The sequence below is a fragment of the Dysgonomonas sp. Marseille-P4677 genome, assembly GCF_016652235.1.
GTDB lineage: Bacteria > Bacteroidota > Bacteroidia > Bacteroidales > Dysgonomonadaceae > Dysgonomonas.
In genome coordinates, this window is the sequence record NZ_JAEPKU010000051.1 from 1 (window position 1) to 22,088 (window position 22,088).

General features: G+C 37.5%; 22 protein-coding genes. 8 read left to right on the plus strand and 14 right to left on the minus strand.

The features are described from left to right. Nucleotides 1-254: 254 nt before the first annotated feature. A complete protein-coding gene (locus JGH11_RS10230; protein ID WP_201111492.1) occupies nucleotides 255-1,271 on the minus strand; it encodes a low specificity L-threonine aldolase in 1,017 nt (338 codons plus the stop codon). A gap of 527 nt (nucleotides 1,272-1,798) precedes the next feature. On the opposite strand from JGH11_RS10230, the gene JGH11_RS10235 reads away from it, so the two are divergent. After that, complete coding sequence (locus JGH11_RS10235; protein WP_201111493.1) at nucleotides 1,799-2,941, plus strand: adenylyltransferase/cytidyltransferase family protein; 1,143 nt, start codon at nucleotides 1,799-1,801, stop codon at nucleotides 2,939-2,941. A gap of 64 nt (nucleotides 2,942-3,005) precedes the next feature. On the opposite strand, the gene JGH11_RS10240 is transcribed toward JGH11_RS10235, so the two are convergent. The 3 genes from JGH11_RS10240 to JGH11_RS10250 form a co-directional block, all read right to left on the minus strand. Further along, nucleotides 3,006-4,106 (minus strand): Gfo/Idh/MocA family protein, encoded by a 1,101-nt coding sequence (locus tag JGH11_RS10240; RefSeq protein ID WP_201111494.1) that lies wholly within the window; start codon nucleotides 4,104-4,106, stop codon nucleotides 3,006-3,008. A 129-nt stretch (nucleotides 4,107-4,235) separates the two neighbouring features. Next, a complete protein-coding gene (locus JGH11_RS10245; protein ID WP_201111495.1) occupies nucleotides 4,236-5,009 on the minus strand; it encodes a YgcG family protein in 774 nt (257 codons plus the stop codon). A gap of 23 nt (nucleotides 5,010-5,032) precedes the next feature. Beyond that, a complete protein-coding gene (locus tag JGH11_RS10250) occupies nucleotides 5,033-5,629 on the minus strand; it encodes a LemA family protein (protein WP_201111496.1) in 597 nt (198 codons plus the stop codon). A 235-nt stretch (nucleotides 5,630-5,864) separates the two neighbouring features. On the opposite strand from JGH11_RS10250, the gene JGH11_RS10255 reads away from it, so the two are divergent. Continuing rightward, nucleotides 5,865-6,824 carry an alpha/beta hydrolase gene (locus JGH11_RS10255; protein WP_201111497.1) on the plus strand — a complete coding sequence of 320 codons (960 nt, stop codon included), beginning with the start codon at nucleotides 5,865-5,867 and terminating at the stop codon, nucleotides 6,822-6,824. Between the two features lie 30 nt (nucleotides 6,825-6,854). Here the strand turns inward: JGH11_RS10255 and JGH11_RS10260 are convergent, their stop codons facing one another. Further along, nucleotides 6,855-7,838, minus strand: coding sequence for a M28 family peptidase (locus tag JGH11_RS10260; RefSeq protein WP_201111498.1), 984 nt, complete (start codon nucleotides 7,836-7,838; stop codon nucleotides 6,855-6,857). A gap of 42 nt (nucleotides 7,839-7,880) precedes the next feature. Continuing rightward, nucleotides 7,881-8,876 carry a hypothetical protein gene (locus JGH11_RS10265; RefSeq protein ID WP_201111499.1) on the minus strand — a complete coding sequence of 332 codons (996 nt, stop codon included), beginning with the start codon at nucleotides 8,874-8,876 and terminating at the stop codon, nucleotides 7,881-7,883. A gap of 193 nt (nucleotides 8,877-9,069) precedes the next feature. Here JGH11_RS10265 and JGH11_RS10270 point away from each other — a divergent pair, with 193 nt between their 5' ends. Then, nucleotides 9,070-9,363 carry a hypothetical protein gene (locus tag JGH11_RS10270; protein WP_201111500.1) on the plus strand — a complete coding sequence of 98 codons (294 nt, stop codon included), beginning with the start codon at nucleotides 9,070-9,072 and terminating at the stop codon, nucleotides 9,361-9,363. A gap of 90 nt (nucleotides 9,364-9,453) precedes the next feature. Here JGH11_RS10270 and JGH11_RS10275 read toward each other — a convergent pair whose 3' ends face one another. From JGH11_RS10275 to JGH11_RS10285, 3 genes are all read right to left on the minus strand, one after another. Then, nucleotides 9,454-10,341, minus strand: a complete 888-nt coding sequence (locus JGH11_RS10275; RefSeq protein WP_201111501.1) for an AraC family transcriptional regulator — start codon at nucleotides 10,339-10,341, stop codon at nucleotides 9,454-9,456. 165 nt (nucleotides 10,342-10,506) lie between these two features. Continuing rightward, nucleotides 10,507-10,824: a multidrug efflux SMR transporter gene (locus JGH11_RS10280; RefSeq protein WP_201111502.1), complete on the minus strand. Its 318-nt coding sequence runs from the start codon at nucleotides 10,822-10,824 to the stop codon at nucleotides 10,507-10,509. Next, complete coding sequence (locus JGH11_RS10285) at nucleotides 10,818-11,192, minus strand: multidrug efflux SMR transporter (protein WP_304487930.1); 375 nt, start codon at nucleotides 11,190-11,192, stop codon at nucleotides 10,818-10,820. The genes JGH11_RS10280 and JGH11_RS10285 overlap by 7 nt, the downstream gene beginning before the upstream one ends. Before the next feature lie 302 nt (nucleotides 11,193-11,494). Here JGH11_RS10285 and JGH11_RS10290 point away from each other — a divergent pair, with 302 nt between their 5' ends. Beyond that, nucleotides 11,495-12,055: a porin family protein gene (locus tag JGH11_RS10290; protein ID WP_201111503.1), complete on the plus strand. Its 561-nt coding sequence runs from the start codon at nucleotides 11,495-11,497 to the stop codon at nucleotides 12,053-12,055. 467 nt (nucleotides 12,056-12,522) lie between these two features. On the opposite strand, the gene JGH11_RS10295 is transcribed toward JGH11_RS10290, so the two are convergent. Next, nucleotides 12,523-13,935, minus strand: coding sequence for a DUF5723 family protein (locus tag JGH11_RS10295; protein WP_201111504.1), 1,413 nt, complete (start codon nucleotides 13,933-13,935; stop codon nucleotides 12,523-12,525). 6 nt (nucleotides 13,936-13,941) lie between these two features. Next, entirely contained in the window at nucleotides 13,942-14,547 is a 606-nt protein-coding gene (locus JGH11_RS10300) for a hypothetical protein (protein WP_201111505.1), read from the minus strand. A gap of 187 nt (nucleotides 14,548-14,734) precedes the next feature. On the opposite strand from JGH11_RS10300, the gene JGH11_RS10305 reads away from it, so the two are divergent. The 4 genes from JGH11_RS10305 (at nucleotide 14,735) to JGH11_RS10320 (ending at nucleotide 20,177) form a co-directional block, all read left to right on the plus strand. Then, nucleotides 14,735-15,487 carry an alpha/beta hydrolase gene (locus JGH11_RS10305; protein ID WP_201111506.1) on the plus strand — a complete coding sequence of 251 codons (753 nt, stop codon included), beginning with the start codon at nucleotides 14,735-14,737 and terminating at the stop codon, nucleotides 15,485-15,487. Nucleotides 15,488-15,542: 55 nt separating this feature from the next. Then, nucleotides 15,543-16,937: a DUF4932 domain-containing protein gene (locus JGH11_RS10310; protein WP_201111507.1), complete on the plus strand. Its 1,395-nt coding sequence runs from the start codon at nucleotides 15,543-15,545 to the stop codon at nucleotides 16,935-16,937. 911 nt (nucleotides 16,938-17,848) lie between these two features. Then, nucleotides 17,849-18,958 carry a universal stress protein gene (locus tag JGH11_RS10315; RefSeq protein ID WP_201111508.1) on the plus strand — a complete coding sequence of 370 codons (1,110 nt, stop codon included), beginning with the start codon at nucleotides 17,849-17,851 and terminating at the stop codon, nucleotides 18,956-18,958. A 244-nt stretch (nucleotides 18,959-19,202) separates the two neighbouring features. Continuing rightward, entirely contained in the window at nucleotides 19,203-20,177 is a 975-nt protein-coding gene (locus JGH11_RS10320; RefSeq protein ID WP_201111509.1) for a DUF4421 domain-containing protein, read from the plus strand. A 72-nt stretch (nucleotides 20,178-20,249) separates the two neighbouring features. Here the strand turns inward: JGH11_RS10320 and JGH11_RS10325 are convergent, their stop codons facing one another. From JGH11_RS10325 to JGH11_RS10335, 3 genes are all read right to left on the minus strand, one after another. Further along, a complete protein-coding gene (locus tag JGH11_RS10325) occupies nucleotides 20,250-20,606 on the minus strand; it encodes a DUF4890 domain-containing protein (protein ID WP_201111510.1) in 357 nt (118 codons plus the stop codon). A gap of 91 nt (nucleotides 20,607-20,697) precedes the next feature. After that, nucleotides 20,698-21,432 carry a hypothetical protein gene (locus tag JGH11_RS10330; RefSeq protein ID WP_201111511.1) on the minus strand — a complete coding sequence of 245 codons (735 nt, stop codon included), beginning with the start codon at nucleotides 21,430-21,432 and terminating at the stop codon, nucleotides 20,698-20,700. A gap of 170 nt (nucleotides 21,433-21,602) precedes the next feature. Next, on the minus strand, nucleotides 21,603-22,085 hold the full coding sequence (locus JGH11_RS10335; protein WP_201111512.1) for a terminase small subunit: 483 nt from the start codon (nucleotides 22,083-22,085) through the stop codon (nucleotides 21,603-21,605). Nucleotides 22,086-22,088 lie beyond the last annotated feature (3 nt).

Genomic DNA, 22,088 nt, shown 5'->3' on the forward strand with positions numbered 1-22,088 from the left:
ATTCAACACGAAGTGAACATTTTTCTCTTAGTTTCGTTCTAGTGTTGTGTAGTTTTGTAAAGTTTGTGTTAAGGTTGGAAGGTCAGCGAAGAGATTTTGCGGACTTTTCCGTTTTTATATAGGTAGGTATAATATAAGAGCATCCTTAAAAAAGATAGAATAATTTCATTTTTATATGAAAAAAAACTATTGGTTCAGAAAATAATAAAGGCAACCTTTAATAGTTGCCTCCATCAAATTACTGCAATATATTATCAGTTATTGTCTATCGAAAATCTATCTACAACCTCTTCAGGGGTAGCCCACGATGTAATAAACCTTACCGCCGAATGTTTTTCGTCGATAACGTTCCATATCAGACAACCATAGTCTTCCTGCATTTTCTTCACTAAGGTATTAGGCAAGATAGGAAAAACCTGATTCGTATCCGATTCTATCAATAAAGGAAAGCCCTTCGATTTGAATATCGCAGACAATTTTGCCGCCATACGGTTCGCATGATTTGCCAGATCGAATATCAGATTGTTGCGCAACAGTTGGTCGAACTGTATCCCCATCGTACGACCTTTGGCAGTAAGTGCTCCACGTTGCTTGAGATGGTATTTAAAATCTTTTTTTAGTTCGGGATTTGTTATCACTACAGCTTCTCCCAACAGGGCTCCGCATTTTGTTCCTCCTATGTAGAAAACATCGGTGAGTGCTGCAATATCAGCTATTGTGAGGTCGTTAGACGGTGCTGCGAGTGCCATCGGCAGGCGTGCACCATCCATAAACAAGATTAGATTGTTAGCCTTGCAAAAAATATGCAGATCGGTAAGCTCCTTTTTAGAGTATATAGTTCCCAGCTCGGTAGAGTTGGATATATAAACAGCCCTTGTACGTACCACATGATGTCCGCGCGCCTTGTTGAGGAAAGGGACAATGTCTTGCGGACGCAATTTTCCGTCAGATGTTGTTGCAGCTTCCACTTTATGTCCCGTAGCTTCTATAGCTCCCGTTTCGTTGGCAAATATATGCCCTGTCTGTGCAGCAACTACCGATTCGAAAGGACGTAGTATCGACGCCAGTACAACCAGATTGGTCAACGTGCCTCCGGCTATCAGATGTACGTCGGCATCACTTTGGGTCAACTGTCGGATAATAGAAGTTGCATTACGTGTATACTCATCATCTCCATAGCCGTCTTGTTGTATAAGATTGCTTTGGGTAAGGGCCTCTAATATTGAGGGGTGGCAGCCCTCGCTATAATCGTTTGCAAAACTGTAAATCATTGTTTCTCTTCTTCAAATTATTATCCTACAAAAGTACTAGGCTGTCTGGAATAAACAAAGAGACTTGTTCTATAAAAATGGAACAAAATACAGTTTTTTTAAGGGAAGTAACCGACCTATTTTGAGTTTGCAATTTTCTAATATAAGGCTACAGATATGTATTCAGAAACAAGTAGCACCACCCACCTTGTCCCTGATTCTGTAGCCCGATATATATCGTTCGAACAGGGGGCGTTAATATGCTCTGTTTTATGTCTTTCTATTCTAGTATTATAAGTTTTGGTGAGTATTTTGTTTTCTCATTCTTACTTATGCTTACTTTTTGAAAATACAAATATATAAAAATATTGAAATGTTGATAAGTGTATAAATGTATTTTTATTCATTCATGTCGAAACTATTTTAATAAGGGGTGGTTGTTTAGGCTTAAAAAGCAGTTGTAGCCAGATATGAGTTTGGCAAAAAAAGAAAAAAGATTTACATTTATATCTTGTTAAATAAAAAACGATCATCTTAGAAACTGTTATATGAAAAAAGTTTTTGTAAGCGGGTGTTACGATATGCTTCATAGCGGCCATGTGGCCTTTTTTGAAGAAGCTGCCACATATGGAGATTTGTATGTAGGAATAGGATCTGACAGAACGGTAAACGAGCTGAAGGCCCGCAAAACCATAAACAATGAGCAGGAACGCCTTTATATGGTAAGTGCTCTAAAGTCGGTGAAGCAAGCATGGATAAATAGCGGTAGCGGACTGATAGATTTCCTCGACGATATCAAAGCCTTGAAACCCGATATCTTTTTTGTAAACAGTGATGGACACAGTGCCCTGAAAGAACAATTGTGTAAAGAGTTGGGGATAGAATATGTGGTAAGTAAACGTATACCTCACGAAAATTTACCAATGCGATCTACTACGGCTTTGCGTGAAGAATGTCGTATACCATATCGTATCGATCTGGCGGGAGGATGGCTCGATCAGCCTAATGTTAGCGGATTGCATCCGGGTCCTGTACTTACTTTGTCTATCGAACCCGACTATGAATTTAATGATCGTAGCGGAATGTCTACCAGTTCGCGAAAGAAGGCGATAGAGCTATGGCAAGTAGATATTCCTGCGGGAAATAAAGAAAAGCTGGCCAAAACGTTGTTTTGTTTCGAAAACCCTCCGGGTACAGAATATGTCAGCGGTTCGCAAGACTCGTTGGGGATTGTATTGCCGGGGCTAAACCGATTGCATTATAGTGGCGGTTACTGGCCATCGGAAATAGAGAGCGTTCACGACGATGATATTTTGCGCTGGTTGGAGCAACATTTGTGGCTTGTACCTTTATATCCACGTCACGATGGCTATAATGTATTGTCGGATACTAATATTACTGCCGACAATTCAAAGAAACTAAGCGATGCCGCTCTTGATTGTTGGCATGCTATTAAGGAACAGGATATAGAGAGATTGGGTAGAGCAGTACGCAACAGTTTCGAGGCACAAATAGTTATGTATCCGCATATGGTAAATAATGATATTTTTGCAGTACTCGACAAATATAAAGAACAGGCTTTGGGTTGGAAGCTGAGTGGAGCTGGAGGTGGAGGTTATCTTATTTTTGTAAGTCAGAAGCCTATCGAAAATGCAATTCAGATACGAATAAGAAGAAGTGGAAATAATTAATAAAATAGGGGTAAGCACAAAGCATTACCCCTATTTTTATATCATTGCTAGTAGTTTATCTCCTTTATTGAGCAAGTTTTACGGCTTTTCCTGTCTTGTTGCTTTCTATAGCTGCGCTAAGTATTTCCGCTACTATAAGATTGTTTTCGAGAGATGATAAATCCGTTGGTTCAACTTTTATCTCTCCACGAACGGCTGCTTTGAGGTAATAGAACGAATCGTTGTAAGGTGCAGTAAGTTTTTCGGCCACAAGATCTTGTTTTTTTTCTCCTGAATATATCCGCATATCGTTAGCATTGTCTTGATATATATATCCTTTTTGTCCATAAATGTGCATATCTTTTCTGCCCATAGGCCAGTTCCACGAAGCCATTATTACCGCTGTTGTATTCGGATATTCGAGTACGATGGTAGCATCGTCATCTACTTTGGGATAGATTTGCGGTTTCAATTGTTTCAGACTGGCATAAACGCTCATAGGTTTTTGTCCGTCCATCAGCCAGGTACAGAGATTGGCTCCATAACAGCCAAAGTCTATTACAGCTCCTCCTCCATTGAGTACAGGGTCGGTAAGCCATGCTAGGAACTCAGGACTGCATCCTATCTCTACAGGGCCTTCATGCCCGTCATATACTTCTATCTTTGACAGATTACCTATCGTATTATTCTTCTTTATCAGTTCGTATGCTTTATGATTGGCTGCATACCATGTGGTTTCGTAATTGGTGAGTACCATTATATTATATTGGCGTGCCAACTCTGCAATGCGTTTAGCTTGTTCGTAAGTTGCAGCCAGTGGCTTTTCTACCATAACATGTATTCCTCGTGGAGCACATGCTTCGACTACCCGCAGGTGATCGTTAATGCTTTCGTATACTATTACGGCTTCAGGTTTAGTATTGTCGAGCATACTTTCCAGATCTTGATAAAAGTTTTTCTCGCTTACCTTGTCCAATATAGCCTTATTTGCCCACAGACTTTTATCTTTTTCGGCTATACCCACTACTTCAAAGTCGCCACGATCGAGGCGGGAAATAACTTCCCACAAGTGTCCGTGAGATAGGCCGGCTACCCCCAAACGAAGCGGTTTATTATTCTGAGAGTAAACGTTCGATATACATGAGCTGATTATTACCATCAGTAAAAGTATTTTGGCTGTTTTCATGAATTTTGATTATTTAGTTTAAGAATAACAAAGGTATAAAAAATCAGATTTGACAATGCTTTTAGTTGGCCACAAAAAATAAAGGGCAGAACAAATCTACCCTTTAAAATATCTTCTATTATAGAAAAGTCAGAAACTACGTCCTGCACCTCCGCCACCAAAGCTTCCGCCTCCACCACCGCCGAAGCTTCCGCCACCGCTACTCCAGCCTCCACCGCGAGAACTTCCACCGCCCCAGCCGCCGAAGCCTCCGCCAAAACCACCTCCACGACGGTTGCTTCCCGAAGATGGCCCTCCTTTATTACCTTTATAAGAGATGTAAAGGAAGAGAAGTATAACGATGACTAGAATAATATTGGCTATGATCGGACTTGCGTCGCCTTTGTCTTCATCGGCCTGAAATTCACCCGAAAGGTAATTGATTATTGCACCTACTGCCTCTTTCGATGCAGTATAATAATCTCCGTTTTGCAGGTAAGGAATCATATACTGATCCATAATACGTCCGCAACGTGCATCGGTAAGTATATGTTCTACCCCGTAGCCTGTGGCTATGAATATCCGTCCGCGTTCGTTGCCTATGCGTGGCTTGATAAGTATCAGCACCCCATTGTTTTTATCTTTTTGTCCGATACCCCATTTTTCACCCAGGCGAATAGCAAAATCGGATACATCATACCCTTTGAGGTCGTCGACCGTAACTATATATATCTGGGTAGAAGTACTGTCGTTATAGGCAAGCAGCATTTGTTCCAGGTCGTCACGCTGTGTATCTGTAAAGGTACTCGTAAAGTCGTTTACTAATCGTGGCGGCGACATCGGATTTGGTAAATCGTCGTCCTGCGCCTGCAACGATAGCGTGGCAAGCAACAATATAAAGAGTATACGAAGCGTCTGTTTCAATGTTTTCTATTTATTCACAGTTTTTAAAACTCTACTTTCGGAGCGCTTTGCGCAGCAGCATCAGCTTCGAAGTAGCCTTTCTTATCAAATCCGAACAGTCCGGCAAAGATATTACGAGGGAACATGCGGATAGTTGTATTATAGTCTTTTACCTTTTCATTAAATTTATTACGTTCGGTAGCAATACGGTTTTCAGTACCTGTAAGTTCGTCTTGCAAAGCAAGGAAATTGGTATTGGCTTTCAAGTCGGGATAATTTTCCTGCACCATCAGCAAACGACCTAGCGCTGCGCCTAACTGGCCCTGAGCTTCCTGATATTTTTTAATGTTTTCTTCTGTCAACTGGTCGGCATTAACATTCATCTGGGTAGCTTTGGCACGTGCGTCCACTACAGCCTGCAATGTTTCTTGCTCGTGAGTAGCGTATCCTTTTACGGTAGCTACGAGGTTAGGTACAAGATCGGCACGACGCTGATAAGCATTTTGTACCTGTGCCCACTGTGATGATACACCCTCTTCTTTTCCTACCATGCTGTTATAGGACGATTTTCCCCATAGAAATCCTATTAGTAAGATGACTGCAATTACGATGATAGCTATTAATCCTTTCGATAATTTCATTGTGTCTGTTTTTTAGCGTTAAATAAATCAATACATTTATGTCTAAAACAAAAATGCATGATGTTTTGTTGTTATGAAGCAATATTAGTTGCAAAACTAATAAAAAACGACGATATATGTTTAATAGCATCGTTTAAAATATATGGAACAGCTATTGGCCGGGCACAACAGCATTTTAGCTGAACATATAAATGATGATCCGCTAATTGAATTACTATATTAATCTTAAAAATAAATGGCAGTAAACTTTTTGTATGCGATAGATATTCTTAAAAACGGATTTGAACAAAAAATAATACCGTTAAATGCCGATTATGAAGGAGGAAATATAGCCACACTTGTCCGCCGTTTATTCTCAGACGGTTCAAAAAAGGCAGTGTTGTATATTCATGGATTTAACGATTATTTCTTTCAGACAGAAATGGCAGTAGAGTTTAACAACCATGGATATAACTTCTATGCTCTCGACCTGAGAAAGTATGGACGATCATACCTTCCTCATCAGAAATTTAATGATATAAGAAATCTGAACGATTACTTCGAAGAGATTACCAATGCCCTGAATATTATTCGTGCCGAAAAAAACGAACAGGTTGTCCTGCTGGGGCATTCTACCGGAGGCCTTATAGTTACATTGTACGCAAAAGCAAACAGAAATAGCGAACTTTTTGATGGCTTGATACTGAATAGTCCTTTTTTCGAATTTAATAAGAATATCTTAGTACGTGCTTTCATCCCTCTGGTTTCTTATTTGGGTAAGCTATTTCCGCGCATAAAGATTTCGGGCGGCTTTACCGAAAAGTACGGTGAAAGTATACACCGATCGTTTGGCGGAGAATGGGATTATAACCTGGAATGGAAACCCAATATAGCTCCTAAGATCAATTTGGGATGGTTACGGGCAATACATCAGGGACACAAACAACTGAAGGGCCATATTGTTGTAGATAAGCCGGTATTGGTATTGCATTCGGCGCAATCTGTCACCAATCTCAACGACAGAGAACAGATATATACACGCGACTCTATACTAAATGTAAAAGATATTGTACGTATTGCAGGTAGGATAGAAGGCAATACGACAATTGTAGCCATAGAAGGCGGATTACACGATCTGGTATTGTCTGAGAAAACCGTACGTGATAAGGTTTATAAAACAATCTTTGAATGGGTGGAAAGAAATATCAATAAATAGTTAACCATTCGGCATATAGCCTTCTTTTTACTATGACTTTGAGCTTTTCTTCTTGCTCCACTTACCCGTTCCCTTCTTAGATTCGGGTTGCTTATCTATATGCAATACTGCATGGTAAATAGCATTGATCACTCCGGCCATACGTCCGATGTCGAGTGTGGCCATTACGTCGGTGGTCTGATGATAGTTTTTATTTCGGTAAAAGGCGGTATTGGTTACCATCATAGCATCGAAACCAAGCTTCCAATAGTTGAGGTGATCTGAAAAGTCTATACCTTGGAGCTTAGCGGGGGCTTTTATATTTTTTGTTTTTATCGTCTTTGCGTTACCGAACCACGACGAAAAGTTTTCTACAAAATCTCCGTAGCCGCTTTTTTTTACCAACAGGATATAATCAGCCTTGCTGCCATATACTACTTTCAATGGCTTTACAGGGTAATCCTGCGATCCTGACTCGTCGTCGAAATAACCTATCATTTCTATTGCAGCCATACCGTATACAGGTGTGCCTGCGTCTTGCAACGATTTGGCATGCACGTAACTTCCCATTTGGGGTGTGCGGAAAAAGGGAGGCTCTTCGAGAGTATAAGCAACCAGTTCTATAGGTCGGCTCACATCTTTGCCATGTAGTAGCCGTGCCAGTTCGAGAACACCCACTACACCAGAAGCATTGTCGTCTGCACCTTCCTGATTTCCGCATACATCGTAGTGCGCACCTATTACCATTACAGGTTTATCTATTTTTGTGCCGAAACGGCAAACTACATTTTTATATTCCGTACCCTCCACATTATATTTCTGATAGTAAACCGTATCGGCATACTGCCCGAAGATATTGTAGATATATTCAGCTACCTGATTGAGTACAGGCAGATTTTTGTAATGGCGGTAGCCGTCGGTTTTTGTAATGGCGGTAAGATGGCTCTCTATTAGCCGGTAATCTGATTGAGCTGTGGTTGTAGTCGTTATAACAATTAGTGTTATTGATATAAAGCAAATTTTTAGAATGTGCATATCTATAATGGTTATTGTGTAATATTTCAAGTACGTTTTTCTTTATTGATTTTCAAGATTATCTACAAACCCATATGTAGTTAAGGTCTTATTTCCATCCGGTATTTCATTAAAAGCTTTATAGAATACATATTTCTTATCTTTATCTATTCCTGTAAAATAGTCCCCAATAATATTTCTTATTTTGATGTTTTCCTTTTTTAAAGCTGCAGTATCACTGATATTTATAGTTGATAAATAATATACCATAGGGAAAAAACCTTCGTCTATTTCCTGTGTATAGATATTGAAAACCTGAGGTTTTGTATCTATTTTATCCAGTATTACCGGCATTTTATATGTGTTGTTTATTTCTGAGGTCAATTTGTTTTCAAAATCTTTTATCTCTTTATCTTTCTCATAAATTATAAAATCTTTAGCTGGTCTTAAGCATTTCATACCTAAGGATATGCTATTTGCTGCATCTATCAGATATGATTTGTCATAAAACTCTTTTGCTTCGGCATAATAATCGTGTGCAGTTTTTTGGGAGAGGCTATATTGTCCAAAGTGCAATATGTTAATTTTCCATTCATCATCATCTTTACCATAAATAGCAAAAATAAGAAGTTCATTGGTATCACTTGTGGGTACTAACAATGATATATAGGCATATTTGTTCATAGCCTTATAACTAATAGTGTAGTTCATATCGTCAGTAATAGCAGCAGGAATGGTATTTTGCAGTCCTGCTGTTGTATTTCTAATATAATATTCATCAAGTACCCTGTAGCTGTCCAGATTGAATGAGTTTCCAACTCCGTAAACAATGGAATCTAAATTATTTTTCAATAGTTTGTTCAGATCTTTAGACAATAAAGCTCTGACGCCCTTTACATCTTTATTATTAAGGGCGTGGACAAGGTTTCCATTGAGTTTGCGTATCTCATCTCTTGTTTGTTCTTCTATATTATTACCCCTCCATATCATAAAACCGCCTGCATTGTTGCAGGCATAAAATAGTGCGGAGATAAATATCAAGATATAGTATTTTTTCATAGTATGTGTTGTAAGTGATATTTCTTTATTACAAATATATAATTCTTTTTATTTAATCATATATATCGAGTTGTTTAAGACTGTTTTTTACACATAACAGCCTTCCAAAATAAGACATTCAGGACATTTATTCCTCTTTACGGAACTTTATATAACTGAATAAATGCCCGAACTTTGTGTAAAACTTATCGGTATGAAAATAGCTCTGTTTTTGAAAGATGATAAATTGTCCGATTGCGATACAGACAGTATTCCGATTATAATCTTGCATACTGACCGCAAATCGGTAGTGGAAGTCGAAAAAGACTTTTTTGTTAAAAAGGACGTGAATTACGTGGCTCTCTGGTTGCTTACCAAACGCATCAAAGAGATATATGTGACAGATATAGATCCTCTGGTCAAGAAGCTCTTTGAGAAGCTTGGCGTTATAGTAAGAAAGTATGAGGATATTGAGAAAAATTCGATATTGAGAAAATTTATTCCTTGATCATCAGAAATAAAGTTTTATCAAAACACCTTATCTTTTCACCTTGAACAATCTTATTACTTGGTATCTGCCTGCATCCTGTACCACAGATTAGCTTTCACGATATTGCACAGGAGTCATTCCCGTATGCTTCTTAAAAAAACGTCCGAAAAAAGACGGATTGGGGAAATTCAATTCTTCCGAAATCTGAAGTATCGTCAGATCAGTAGTTTTTAACATATGCTTTGTCGACGATATCAATGCCTCGTTTATCCATGAGAAGGCTGTACGGCCGGTTCTTTCCTTTATTATAGTAGATAGATATTTGGGCGTGAGGAACATCTTGTCGGCATAAAACTTAAGAGACTTTTCTTTCTTATGATTAGCAAGTACCAACCTGAAAAAAGTGTACATCTGCTCCTTCTGATAGGTGTTTATCTCCGATTCGGAAAACTGTTCTTTTTTCAGCTCATTCATTCTTGTATAATAAATGGCTCCTATTTCGGATAGTAGAGCAATAAGTAAGCTCTTAGCCATTTGTTCCCTGAAGGGGTGTTCTCTGCGTTTATGCTGCTTTACGATGAAAGAGTGAAACTCAAGTAGCTTTTCCGCTTCTTCGTCCGAGACTTTCAGACATGGCGACTCTATTAGGCTCATCGATATATCGAGATTTCCCGAAGATGGTATTTCGGTAAGGAAATCAGGTGAAAATATGAGAAACTCATTCATTGCATTTTCACTCTGTTCTATTATTTCAATCACATAATGAGGCAAAAAAGTCATTATGGTATTTTTCCCTATCTCGTATTCTTTAAAATTGATCTTTATTCTTCCGTTTCCACTTATACAGATGGCAAATATAATTCCATCTGTTACAAAGGGATGGTTAGCCGTTAAGTGTGGCATTCGCACCGATTCGTCGGAAACAATAAAATTTTTGATAGCGTAAGGGTCTATTTGTTCGGATATATCTTTGATTTGTATTCTCGATAAGTTCATTCGTGCAATGTGTATATTTGCTGATTCTAAAATTCAATAGCTACAAATATAGAAAATTATTTCAAAGTAGATTCGGAATGTATTTTAAATAGAAAATTTCCTTTTTCTTTCTTTATGCTTTTAGTCTAGATTAATATACAGTTTTTTTAGTATTTATTTATTCATTTACGATGCTAGTTTCAAACCGATAATACCAATGATAATCATTGATATAAAAAGAACTTTTTTCAAATCTTTCGATTCTTTAAAAAGAATCATCCCAACCAAAACACTACCCACAGCCCCAATACCTGCCCATACGGCATAGCCGATACCTATCTGAATTTCTTTTAAGGCATGGGAAAGACTGTAAAAGCTAAAGATTTGAAAGAGAATAGTCAGAAGGGAGTATTTTAAAGTTCTGAATCCATCGGATAGCTTCATGAAAATAACAAAACCTACTTCACATGCCCCGCCTACTAATAAGAATATCCAACTTAACATGATTTATCCTCCTCCGTTTTATTTGGTTTGTCGCTCATCTTCAATCCTATGATACCGCCAATGAGGATAAGCAATGAGATCAATTTTAAAGTACTGGTGCTTTCGTCAAGAAAGAAAATGCCTATAATGGCCGTTCCTGCAGCTCCGATGCCTGTAAATACAGCATAAGCCGTTCCAATAGGAATTGTTCGCATAGCTTTTCCAAACAGGAAAAAACTAACAACCATAAATAAGACAGTGATGATGCTCCAATCCAAAACAGTAAAACCATGTGTCATTTTCAGGCCGTATGCCCATACTATTTCGGAGAGCCCTGCTAAAATAAGATAAAACCAAGCCATCGTATAATAATTTGAAATTCTATTCATACTCAAAATACAAACTAAGTTACTACTTATTTTTTTAAGCGAAAAGTGAAATTTGAACTTTGGTTTATACCTCCGAGTTTTAGGACATCTGATCGGCTATATAGAACATGCCTCTCTCTGCCTTTTTCTTTGTCTTTATATAAAAAAGGATAAATAGAACATATTTGCAGAATCACAGGGCTTTTTCCTCTTTCATTTTTGTCGGACATTTGTAATGTAATCGAAAACGAAATAAATTTTACAATACACAATAAGTTATTTTAAGGTAAATAAAGGTTATTACAGTTAAAAAAATGAAGATTATGAAAAGATTATTTTTTACACTAGCAATTATGTTTGGTCTTACTACTGCAGTCAGTGCACAAGACACCGGAAAAGTTTGGGTAGGAGGTAGCGTAGGTTTCAAAACCAGTAAGGTAACAGATGGAAACAGGCATACAAACTACAATATTACACCCGAAGTAGGTTATATGGTTAGCGACAATTGGGGTGTAGGTATAAAATTGGGATATGCACACAAGGAGTTTGATAGTTCTTTGCTGACAAAAGAAAAAGCCGACGGTTTTACTGTTAATCCATTTGTTCGCTACTCTTTTCTTAAAGGCGATATTGGCGGATTATTTGTAGACGGTGGTGCCGGATATACATACAGCAAACTAAAATCGAGCGACGTTAAGGCTCACGAGCTGGAAGTTGGTTTTCGTCCGGGCGTAGCCATTAATGTTTCTAAAAATGTTAGCTTGACAGGTAAATTTGGATTTTTAGGTTATGAATACGAAAAAGTTGGCAGTACTAAAACCAATTCATTTGGCTTTGATTTTGATCTGGACCAGATACAACTGGGCATGATCTTAGTTTTCTAATAAGTATCAATAAAAGTACTCTAATGAATCTCTTTTAAGTTTCATTCTGGAGGGTCGTTCCCGTGAGGAAACGACCTTTCCTTTTTTTATGAATTCTTGCTTGATTTAGATATTGTATCTGATGAAAGAGAAAAAAGCTCCGTACCCATTAATATTTGGAGTGACGGAGCACGTTTGTGAAATTCATTTAAAGGTTGAAAAGTCTGCCGTTTTCTTAGTTTTCTCAGCCTATCGATTAAAGTCGCTATGAGACATTAATCTATATTCTTTTATATCCAAGATATAAGGGACTATTCGTATATTTGTATAACTTTTTTACTGTAAAAGTGCAGTAAGTCAATGTGAAATACCACTATAGATTTCCCTTATTTTTAAATTAAACAAACAAATCTTGCATAAAGTTTTCCAATATTGAAATTTTTCTATACTGTCTACGGTAGATTTCTGTTAATCCGTTGATGTATAGATTATTTTCTATCATTTAGGGGGATACTGACTCCTAGCTGAAAATTTAGTGCCCGGCTACTGATCGGAACAAAATCGGAGGATATATGAGGAATGGCGTAGTCGCTGGCTATAAATAAGTTAATCCCTTTAGATGGCGTCAAATGCATAGCCATGCCAAAGGTGTCGAATCGACTGTGATTAACAGAATAAGTTAAACTGCCAGCAAACCATGAACAAGGATGATAATTGGTAGAAAAAGTAAATTCACTTATGTTGAAATAATTGCCAAAACGTATAGAATATAATGCTCCAAAAGATAATTTATGTTTTATTAGTTCGTATTCGGCTCCCAGATTCATATTTACTCTGAGCATCGACAATCGGGTTCTTCTTGTATCGCCTTGCAGATTAACTGCTTTTTTTATATCGTCGAGAGCGTCTTCAAAAACATCGAATATCGAAGACCCATCGCGGTTGTATATTTCGTAATCATTGGGCGAAACAATCACTTCTGTATCCGATGATTGAAGGCTGATGGTGTTTTTCTTACTCCATACTATAAAGCCAATATCGTTGAGGGCTCCCGAAACTTTAAGTCCGTTCAGACAGGGAAATAAATCTTGTATGTCATACTCTGCTCCAATATCAAAACCAGCACCAAAACCCGGTATGTTGAATTTGCCAAAATTGAATCCATGCAGATTCCCTTTTTCGTCATATGTAGGTACTACACTAGGCGCAGATCCTAAGAGCGTCACTCTCGATTTTGCAAGCCAATAATCGGGACCTGCATCTATGGTCAACTTACGTGCGTCGAGGTTGAAATCGGCCAGTCCACCCAGTAGTTTGGCCCTAGCACCGAGTATAAGTTTATTGTCTTTGAAGGCGCGGGAATGAGAAACTCCCAGTTCGAGAAAAGAAGACCCGGTAGCACTGAGGTCTGAAAGATCGTATCTGGATTGTTTGTTTTGGTCAAAACCTTTTTTTAATAGCTCAAAGAACGGTTTTGGTATATTGGCATCGACATGTGCCCTGACCCCCAAATCGAAGTTCCAATAGGCATCGTTTTTAAACAGGCCATAGCCGAAGAGCTTAATGTTGACATCTGTATTTATATAGTTATCAGGTCTTAGATTCGATAAAAAATCTTCATCCGTTACACTTTGGTGCATAAATGTGACACGTTTGCCGGCTGTACCCTCGAAGGTGAAATTATCAAGAAAAAAAGTATTGGTCTGAGCATTAGCCCCTATTGAGGGAAGGATCGGGATTACAAGATAGCTCCGCTCAGGTTGCAATGCAGGATTCAGATTGTTGCGAAGATATGATGTCTTCATAAAGTAATCCGATTTGGTTACTTGTGCCTGCCCGATGAGGATAGAAACTATACTCAAGAAAAAGAGTAACTCAATATGTCGCTTTCTAACTTTCATATATAGTTACAACTCATAATAAAATCCACCTGTTTTTATTATTGTTTCCCTGAGATATATATAATCGTCTTCACCTATCCATATTGTGGCATTATCCGATCTTAAGACGATGGTTAATTGCAAGTCGGTAGCAGCTTGCATGTATTTCATATATTGAGGTGCTATTTTAATATTCAGTTCCTGATTGATTTTCGTCGTTAACGATTGTTTGGGGATAACAACCTCTTCTATACGCTTTCTGTTATTGTCTATAATACTCATGTATATATCTATAGTGACGCCTTTTATATCTATGTTCATATCTATTTTCGACAATATTTCTACAGTCTCGCCTCCATCGTAAAAGAATTTCTTGATAACCGATTCGTTAAACAATCCGCGTATAGTATCGCTTCTCACTATCGATCCGTTAGGTATGGGTATTCCCCATGGTTTTTCGCCCTGAGGCAATCCGTGTAAAAATATCGTATCTATTTTGCCTAGAGGTATGGGAGGAATACTGATGATGCCCTCCGTATCAAGCTTGTCCCAGTCATAATCTTTATCCACACAAGATTGTAATGCCCACATAAGTAGTAAGGCACAAAGCATAAATTTGCAAAGTGTATTCATTTTCTAATAATTATGTGTAAATAAACTTAGACTCCCTAACTACAAATTTACGATTTATGTGTATATAAACCTATTTTGTAAAAATAAAAATTACGGGTATGAAGCTTGATATTTACTTAATTAAGAATCTGGTTCTTTGGATTTAAAATAGTATCTTTAGCTGACCTAAAAACAATCTTGCTAATATATGGCACAAAATGAAAATGATAAAAAATCGAACCCTGGATTTTTTAGAAAACTATGGCAAAGCATAAGAGGGAAAAAGAATAACGAAAAGAAAGAAATAAATGTATATTTTATATCGGGCATGTGCTACAATTGTAGCGTATTTGATAAACTCAATTTGCCTCATGGCTTTAAGAAAGTATATATAGAATGGCATATTCCTCGCGAAGATGAATCGTTGAGTGAATATGTACACACTATGGCCTCGGCCATAGATACCTCAGCACCGTTTGTGCTTGTCGGATATTCGTTTGGTGCGGTGATTATACAAGAGATGAACAGGTTTTTATCTCCATTAAAAACCATTATTATATCATCATTTAAGAATGAGAATGAAATTCCGTCTTTGTTTCGTGCCGCAAAAAAGACAAATCTGGTCGAACGTGTTCCCCGCAGGGTATATTCGTCTACCGAATTTATTACGAATGCCTTCAATCGTTTGGTTTATAATATGTCTACCGAAGAATTAGCCGATTTGATGGTATACACCGATCCTGTATATATAAAATGGGCTATAAAACAAATAACAGAATGGATACCCGGCGGAAACATAAAACACCTCTATCATATACATGGTACGGTAGACCAGATATTCCCGTACGAAAATATAAGAAATGCCTTTAGCGTAGAAGGGGGTGATCATCTGATGGTGATAAAAAAAGCCAATGTTGTAAGTTCTATTCTCGATGGTATCCTTTTGATGCAGGAAGTGTAAAAAAACCGATATTTATTTATATATTCACAGCATTAACTTAAAATATATTAATGCTATGAAGAAGATTTGCTTATTGTTTGTCGCCGTATGTAGCATAAATGTTTTTGCTCAGCAGAACCCCACTCTGAGCGAACCTGAAATAGACAAACGAACAGAATTGCTCAGCATTGTTTTTCGACTGGCGGGGAATAACGAGTATAACCGGAAAGACTTTAAACTGTATACCGACCGTATTGAACAGTATTTTAGGAAATACGAAAGTCACGGTTTAGTTGAATATACAAGGTCGTTAGTTTCGGAATACAGCATAGGATATAATGCTCCCATGTCGCTGGCCGTACATCTCGACAACAATCTTGATATCCGCAAAGATGTAACTCTCGACTACATAGATGGAAGATGGAACAACGTAGACCTAAAAAAATACCTTTTGCGATTGAAAAAATTCAGTAAAGACACCAAGTTTGATAAGTTCTTCGAAGATAATGCCGACTTGTATGTTGAAGCCAGAAGACAATTTATGCCTATATACGAAAAAATCGATCTGGAATGGTTTGCCAAATTTTTCGGCGAAGGAGCATCTGATACATTTTATATTATAAACGGATTGAGCAACGGAGGACCTAATTATGGGGCATCTGTACTACTTAAAGACGGAGGAAAAGAAAACTACTCCGTTATGGGATTGTGGTCTGTTGGCGATGGCGGTATGCCCCGGTTCCCAAAAGATAGTTATTTGCCTATAGTGATACATGAGTTTTCGCATGCCTTTGTCAATCATCTGAATGAAAAACACAGTGATATACTGAAAGAGAGAGGGGAAGAGGTTTTTTCCATTGTAGGAGAATCGATGGCAAAACAGGCTTACCCGTCGTGGCAGATTATGATGAATGAAGCATTGGTAAGGGCAGCAGTGATAAAGTATGAAATAGATCACAATGCCGGTCAGCAAAAGATAGATATGGCGGTAGATTATGAAATGTCGCGTAGCTTCCTTTGGATAAAAGAACTGGTTGCCGTATTGCAGGAGTACGATAAGCAAAGAGATCGCTATCCGACCCTCGACAGTTATATGCCAAAGATAGCAGAGGCGTATACAGACATTGCAAAAACTATATTGGAGGCTGAACCCAAAAGGCCTAATGTGATTTCGATTAGCGAGTTCAGTAATGGAGATACTAATGTAAGTTCTTATGTAAAGACGATTACTATCAATTTCGACCGCCCTTTGAATGCTGGTAATATGTCTGTAGATGCCGGAACAAAAGGTATAGATGGAACACCTGCGATTAAAAAGGGATATTATATCAACGATAACAAAACTTTTGTTATGGATGTGGAACTCGTAAAAGATAAAGAATATCAGATAATCCTCAAAGGCAGAGGTTTTGCTACACCGGACGGCTACAGGATAAAGGATTATGAAATAAATTTTAAAACAGCAGAGTAACGAGTTGATTCTAAATGAAAAGATACACAAAATACTTATTTAAGCCCTATTGCCCATCCTGCTGCTAACCGTTTTATTGTTTATATTGCGGTTAAACTGCACGATAATTCTTTGTGAACTATATTATAGAGCTTTGATCATAGGAGATCGACTTCTATTGTAAAAACAATACTAGCAAAATAATGGATAGTTTTGGCAGTTTGAAGTCTTTTATAGAGAGCAAGGGCAAACATTTTCCTCAATTGATAGATAATCAAATTTATATGAAAATGGAATAATTCTTTATTTATCAGAATATAAATGTATATTTCAAGAATAAAACGTCGAGGCTGAAATGAATTTTATCGGAAATCTTCCTTTCTCGTACCTCGAAATCGTATTTCTGATTGTTAGTAAATTAATTACTTTTGATTTGTTTGTTTTAAGGTAGAAAAAAATATAATGCACTAAAACAAGAACTTCAGGAACTTAAAAAGAAATAATTATTTAAGTGTGAAAAAAGATCCTGTTTTACCAGGATCTAATTGCTTTGTAAAGTCTGTTTATCGAACATTAGAGGCACTTCTAAGGTCTCAAATCGAAGAAGTGTACCAGATCAAATTTGCTTAAAAAGTGTAGTTTGAAAGTGTAATCACTAAAAAAATGCTTTTTCTTTATTCTGTATAACAAAAATAATCTATGAATCTGTAGAAAATCTGTAGGATAAAATCAGGTTTGGAAGATGTTATTCAAAGAGCAAACTAAAAACTAAGTGAAAGCTTATTTCTTTTTGTTAAAAACAAAACCCTTTTGCTGCCTTATTTACAATAGTTTTTAGTAAATTTGTTAGAGCGACATTAGCATGAGACACTAATGTTTGCAGGCTTTTTTAGAGAGAGTAATATTTATTGATTAAACTAAAAAATGCAGATATGAAAGATAAATTAATCACACTAGCGATTCATACAACAGGAAAGGCCCATATTCTCCAACAGACCCTTAGCAGGAAAGGAATAAAATCGACATTGGTCGATTTGAGTAATACCCAAGGGAATGGGTCTGATGCCATAGCCGTGCGTATCGATCAGGTAGACCTGCCCAGGGCATTAGCAGTCATAGAAGGCGAAAGGCTATTCAGGTACGATGATAAAGAAATATATAAAATAGATGACGGACGCAAACGTATCCTTGTGGCAGTCGATTTTTCCGATTATTCGATTAAAGCTTGCCGGGCAGCATTCGCCATTGCTTATCGGATGAATGCAAAAGTAAAGATATTGCATGTCTATAAAATGCGTTATCCTATTACTTTTCCTTTTGCCGATCAGATAGATACAGGCCCTAATACGGATATGCTCGACATAGCACGTAAGCAAATGATAGATTTCTGCTATGAAATAGAAAAGAAAATATCGGAGAAAGAATTTCCTTCCGTCAATTATTCCTATTCGCTCAGGGAAGGTTCGGTCGAAGATGAGATCAATAGCTTTGTCGAAGAATATAAGCCTTTTATGCTTGTTGTAGGGCGAAAAGGGATCACCAACAGCCAACAGCATTTGGTGGGAAATGTTACTGCCGATATAATAGAGATGACAAGCGTTCCGGTGATGGTTATACCCGAAAATTCACCAATAAAGACAGCCGAAGACGTAAAACATATTGCATATCTAACCAACTTGCAAAAAAGCGATCTGGATTCGTTCGACAATCTGGTAAATATACTCAGCCCTTATCCCAATCTTATTATTACTCTGTTGCATATAAACGCTTCGGATAAAAAAGAAGATAAATGGACTGAGACGGAACTGAGGGGAATGAAAGTGTATTTCAACGACAAATATCCTTCTCTAAATATTAAATATGAAATAATCGATAGCCCCGATATGTTGCATGCCGTAGAAGATTACGTTAAAGAAAAAGATGTCGATATATTGACAATGAGTTCGCGTCGTCGAGGTCTTTTTGGGCGCATATTCAATCCTAGTATAACACGCAAAGTGTTGTCAGATTCAGATGTGGCATTGATAGTGTTCAGAGAATGACAATTAGCGAAACGATATGCTTCAACGTATAACTATGTATCCAAGCAACAATAATTAATTGATATAGATATGGCGTACCGGCTGAAATATACAGTCGGTACGCCAAATTTATATTAGCGAAGAAGATATGAAGTTTAAATATTTTGAATTTAATAATATACTATTTAATACTTTTATACGTTTCGGATATAAATATTAGGGCCTTAGGATGATCTCGTTTTTTTATATTTTTCGAATAAAGCATATGCAGTGGGTCGGTAGTCGTATCTGTGTTCTTATTGCTTGCTATTTTCTTTCTTTGAATAGCTTTTCTCAAATCGACTCCACTTATATCGGATTCTACGAGCAACCACTTTCGGTGCGCGTCTATCTCAACGACAAATTTACGGCACTATCTCATCAGATAGAGAAAAACGACGATGAAATAAGCTACGTTCCTAATGCACCTTTTGGTATAGGGCTGGGATTTTCTTACAAAAATGTATCCCTAAGCGGAGCCTATGGCTTTGATTTTATGCGTAACAAGAAAAAAGGAAAGACAAAATCACTCGACTTTCAGTATCATTATTACGGACAGAAATTTATCTACGACATCTTTTTTCAGCAATATAAAGGCTTATATTCCGAACCTGAGGATGGCAAATACGAATTATATCCCGATATTAAACTTATACAATACGGTCTCAATTCTCAATACGTGTTCAGCGGACAAAAATTTTCATATTCGGCGGCCTTTAACCAGAATCAGTTGCAATTGAAATCAGCAGGCAGTTTTCTGTTAGGAGGGGCCATTTATTACAATTATGCCAGCTCGGACGGATCGGTTGTCTTTGATGACGGAAAGCAACTGAAAAACTGGCAGTTTGGGGTAAATGGGGGCTATGCGTATACATGGGCTGTCAATCGGCGTTTCTTTGTGTCGCTTTCGGCTTCGGTAGGTGTTAACGTGGGATTGGAAACTATCGACGAGCGCAAAACCAAAGTGAGGGTATATCCTTCTGTCTTCCCCCGCTTTTCGATGGGATATAATCACGATACATGGTCGGTAGGATTTTCAGGAGTCAACAACAGAGTGTACATACTTTATACCAATTCTTCGAAAATGGCTTTCGATACGGGAGCTTTACAGTTTAATGTGATTAAGCGTTTTGGTCGTGCACCTAAATTTCTTGAACAACAAAAGATTATAGATAAATATAATGAATATCGTTTTTGGTAAATAACATATCCCATTATAAAGCAAAAAAGCAGGAACTTCAAAAGTCCTGCCTTCTTTTATATTATATAATACCTAGTTCCTTCTCGGACGATTTTCCTGCATTTTTTTCAGATGTTCGTCTAGCTTCTTTTGTTGATCTTCGGTCAGCACAGTCTTAAGTGCAGCTGTGCGTTCTTCCATATTTTTCTGGAATTCGGCTCTCATAGCTTCTCTATCTGTACTTTTAGCTTGACCCTCTTTTGGCTGTGCGTATTTAAGATTTATCTCATATACTTTAGCTTTCTGGTCGTCGGTTAAGCTAAGTTCTTTGGCCAATGTTTCGGTTTGCCTTTTAGCTCTTTCTTCGGGAGTCGCACGTTGTCTTTGCTGAGCCATTAATCCACTTGTAGTAAACAATGCAATGGTGAGAAATAATACTAACTTTTTCATGATTTCTATTTTTTTTGATGTTGCACATGTTTGTTTGACTACAGAAATCGATAAAAGTAAAAACGTAAATGACTATTTTAATGTTAAATAATCATAAAACGAAAAAATAAACACTTAGTATAGTGGCTATAATAGCAATTGAAGCGATAATTGTAATATACATAATATCCGTTGTTATTTTATACACATTGCGCACTCTTTGCTGGCATATAACCCAAAGTGTGCCTGTAAAGAATAGGCTACCCAATAGATATGTGGGGTTGAACGACATAAACAGCACCCACAAGAATCCCATAAGTGCAAATCCCAGATAGATAGATAACAAGACCCAACCCGCAGATTTTTTCATCCAGAAAAGGATAGTTGCTACGGGTGCAATAATGATAGGAAAGAAGAACATAAATACGCTAAAATCCCATTCGGGATCTGTAAAAAAGGTTTTTATCAAATCGATCTGAGTTGCAATCTGTAATATGGCAATAATAAAAAAGATGATCGAAATAGTATTTATTACTTTAGGCGGAGCCTGTTCGTCACGCTCTTCATTCTCATCTTCTATAGGGTTTATATAATTTATGATATCAGCACCTCTTTCTTTCAGTGTGTTTTTTACTTCTTCTTGTTGCTCTTTCTTTCTTCTTTCTTCTTGCTGTTCCTTGTCTAGTTCGGCTTTGGCTAGGGCAATATCGTCGGGAGATAACTGTCGTGCCGCTAATTCTTCATTAGCCGCTGTAACAGCTTCGGGACAATAATCCTGCTCGTTTTCTAAAACACGAAGCAGTTCTGTGTTGGAGAATGTCCTGTATTTTTCTGAAAATTGGTTCATATATCTATGTTTATTATACAAATATAAGATAAATTTTCAGTCGGTAACTAACTATAAATGGTTAGAAACAGATGAGTAATAGCCCTATGAAAAGCCATTGCTTCATTATGCCGAAAAGGCTGTATGGTAGAGAATCACCATACAGCCTTATGCTTTTTATTATAACACTCTTAGCCTTGTCTCAGATTATTTATCATCGTTTCCAGATTTTCTTTTGTCTTTTGGTCTACAACCTCTATTACATAAGGGCTATAACCATTATCAGAAGTTATTTCTTTCCCTTCTGCCAATATATGTGAAATGAAGGATGAATTGTATGCACCTATTATAGCCCCTTCCAGTTGATTTTGACGGATAATGTCTGTTATATGTTCAGCAGCACCTTTCATCGCTTCATCTTTGCTGTATTGAGCAAAAGTAGATTGGCTGATGCCACAATATACACACATGCCAGCTACTGTATAAGGCCTTGATACAGGCACTTCTGCTATTTCTCCTTTACGATCGCCTGAGCGCATCAATTCTTTCTTCATCCAAGGATTATCTTCGCACCAGGCAAAGTATTCGAAAGCCTTCGACAATAGTTTGTCGGGAGTATTGTAGATTTGTTCTTTGCCTCCTTTCTTTCGGTTTGTATAGTGCTTTATATTCATTGT

Bases quoted from the DNA above. Each gene is read 5' to 3' on its own strand.
- JGH11_RS10315 (WP_201111508.1), top strand. From the start codon at position 17,849: ATGAAAGATAAATTAATCACACTAGCGATTCATACAACAGGAAAGGCC.
- JGH11_RS10275 (WP_201111501.1), bottom strand. From the start codon at position 10,341: ATGAACTTATCGAGAATACAAATCAAAGATATATCCGAACAAATAGAC.
- JGH11_RS10255 (WP_201111497.1), top strand. From the start codon at position 5,865: ATGGCAGTAAACTTTTTGTATGCGATAGATATTCTTAAAAACGGATTT.
- JGH11_RS10295 (WP_201111504.1), bottom strand. From the start codon at position 13,935: ATGAAAGTTAGAAAGCGACATATTGAGTTACTCTTTTTCTTGAGTATA.
- JGH11_RS10290 (WP_201111503.1), top strand. From the start codon at position 11,495: ATGAAAAGATTATTTTTTACACTAGCAATTATGTTTGGTCTTACTACT.
- JGH11_RS10310 (WP_201111507.1), top strand. From the start codon at position 15,543: ATGAAGAAGATTTGCTTATTGTTTGTCGCCGTATGTAGCATAAATGTT.
- JGH11_RS10335 (WP_201111512.1), bottom strand. From the start codon at position 22,085: ATGAATATAAAGCACTATACAAACCGAAAGAAAGGAGGCAAAGAACAA.
- JGH11_RS10305 (WP_201111506.1), top strand. From the start codon at position 14,735: ATGGCACAAAATGAAAATGATAAAAAATCGAACCCTGGATTTTTTAGA.
- JGH11_RS10325 (WP_201111510.1), bottom strand. From the start codon at position 20,606: ATGAAAAAGTTAGTATTATTTCTCACCATTGCATTGTTTACTACAAGT.
- JGH11_RS10240 (WP_201111494.1), bottom strand. From the start codon at position 4,106: ATGAAAACAGCCAAAATACTTTTACTGATGGTAATAATCAGCTCATGT.
- JGH11_RS10320 (WP_201111509.1), top strand. From the start codon at position 19,203: ATGCAGTGGGTCGGTAGTCGTATCTGTGTTCTTATTGCTTGCTATTTT.
- JGH11_RS10270 (WP_201111500.1), top strand. From the start codon at position 9,070: ATGAAAATAGCTCTGTTTTTGAAAGATGATAAATTGTCCGATTGCGAT.
- JGH11_RS10330 (WP_201111511.1), bottom strand. From the start codon at position 21,432: ATGAACCAATTTTCAGAAAAATACAGGACATTCTCCAACACAGAACTG.
- JGH11_RS10260 (WP_201111498.1), bottom strand. From the start codon at position 7,838: ATGCACATTCTAAAAATTTGCTTTATATCAATAACACTAATTGTTATA.
- JGH11_RS10265 (WP_201111499.1), bottom strand. From the start codon at position 8,876: ATGAAAAAATACTATATCTTGATATTTATCTCCGCACTATTTTATGCC.
- JGH11_RS10300 (WP_201111505.1), bottom strand. From the start codon at position 14,547: ATGAATACACTTTGCAAATTTATGCTTTGTGCCTTACTACTTATGTGG.
- JGH11_RS10285 (WP_304487930.1), bottom strand. From the start codon at position 11,192: ATGAATAGAATTTCAAATTATTATACGATGGCTTGGTTTTATCTTATT.
- JGH11_RS10230 (WP_201111492.1), bottom strand. From the start codon at position 1,271: ATGATTTACAGTTTTGCAAACGATTATAGCGAGGGCTGCCACCCCTCA.
- JGH11_RS10250 (WP_201111496.1), bottom strand. From the start codon at position 5,629: ATGAAATTATCGAAAGGATTAATAGCTATCATCGTAATTGCAGTCATC.
- JGH11_RS10235 (WP_201111493.1), top strand. From the start codon at position 1,799: ATGAAAAAAGTTTTTGTAAGCGGGTGTTACGATATGCTTCATAGCGGC.
- JGH11_RS10280 (WP_201111502.1), bottom strand. From the start codon at position 10,824: ATGTTAAGTTGGATATTCTTATTAGTAGGCGGGGCATGTGAAGTAGGT.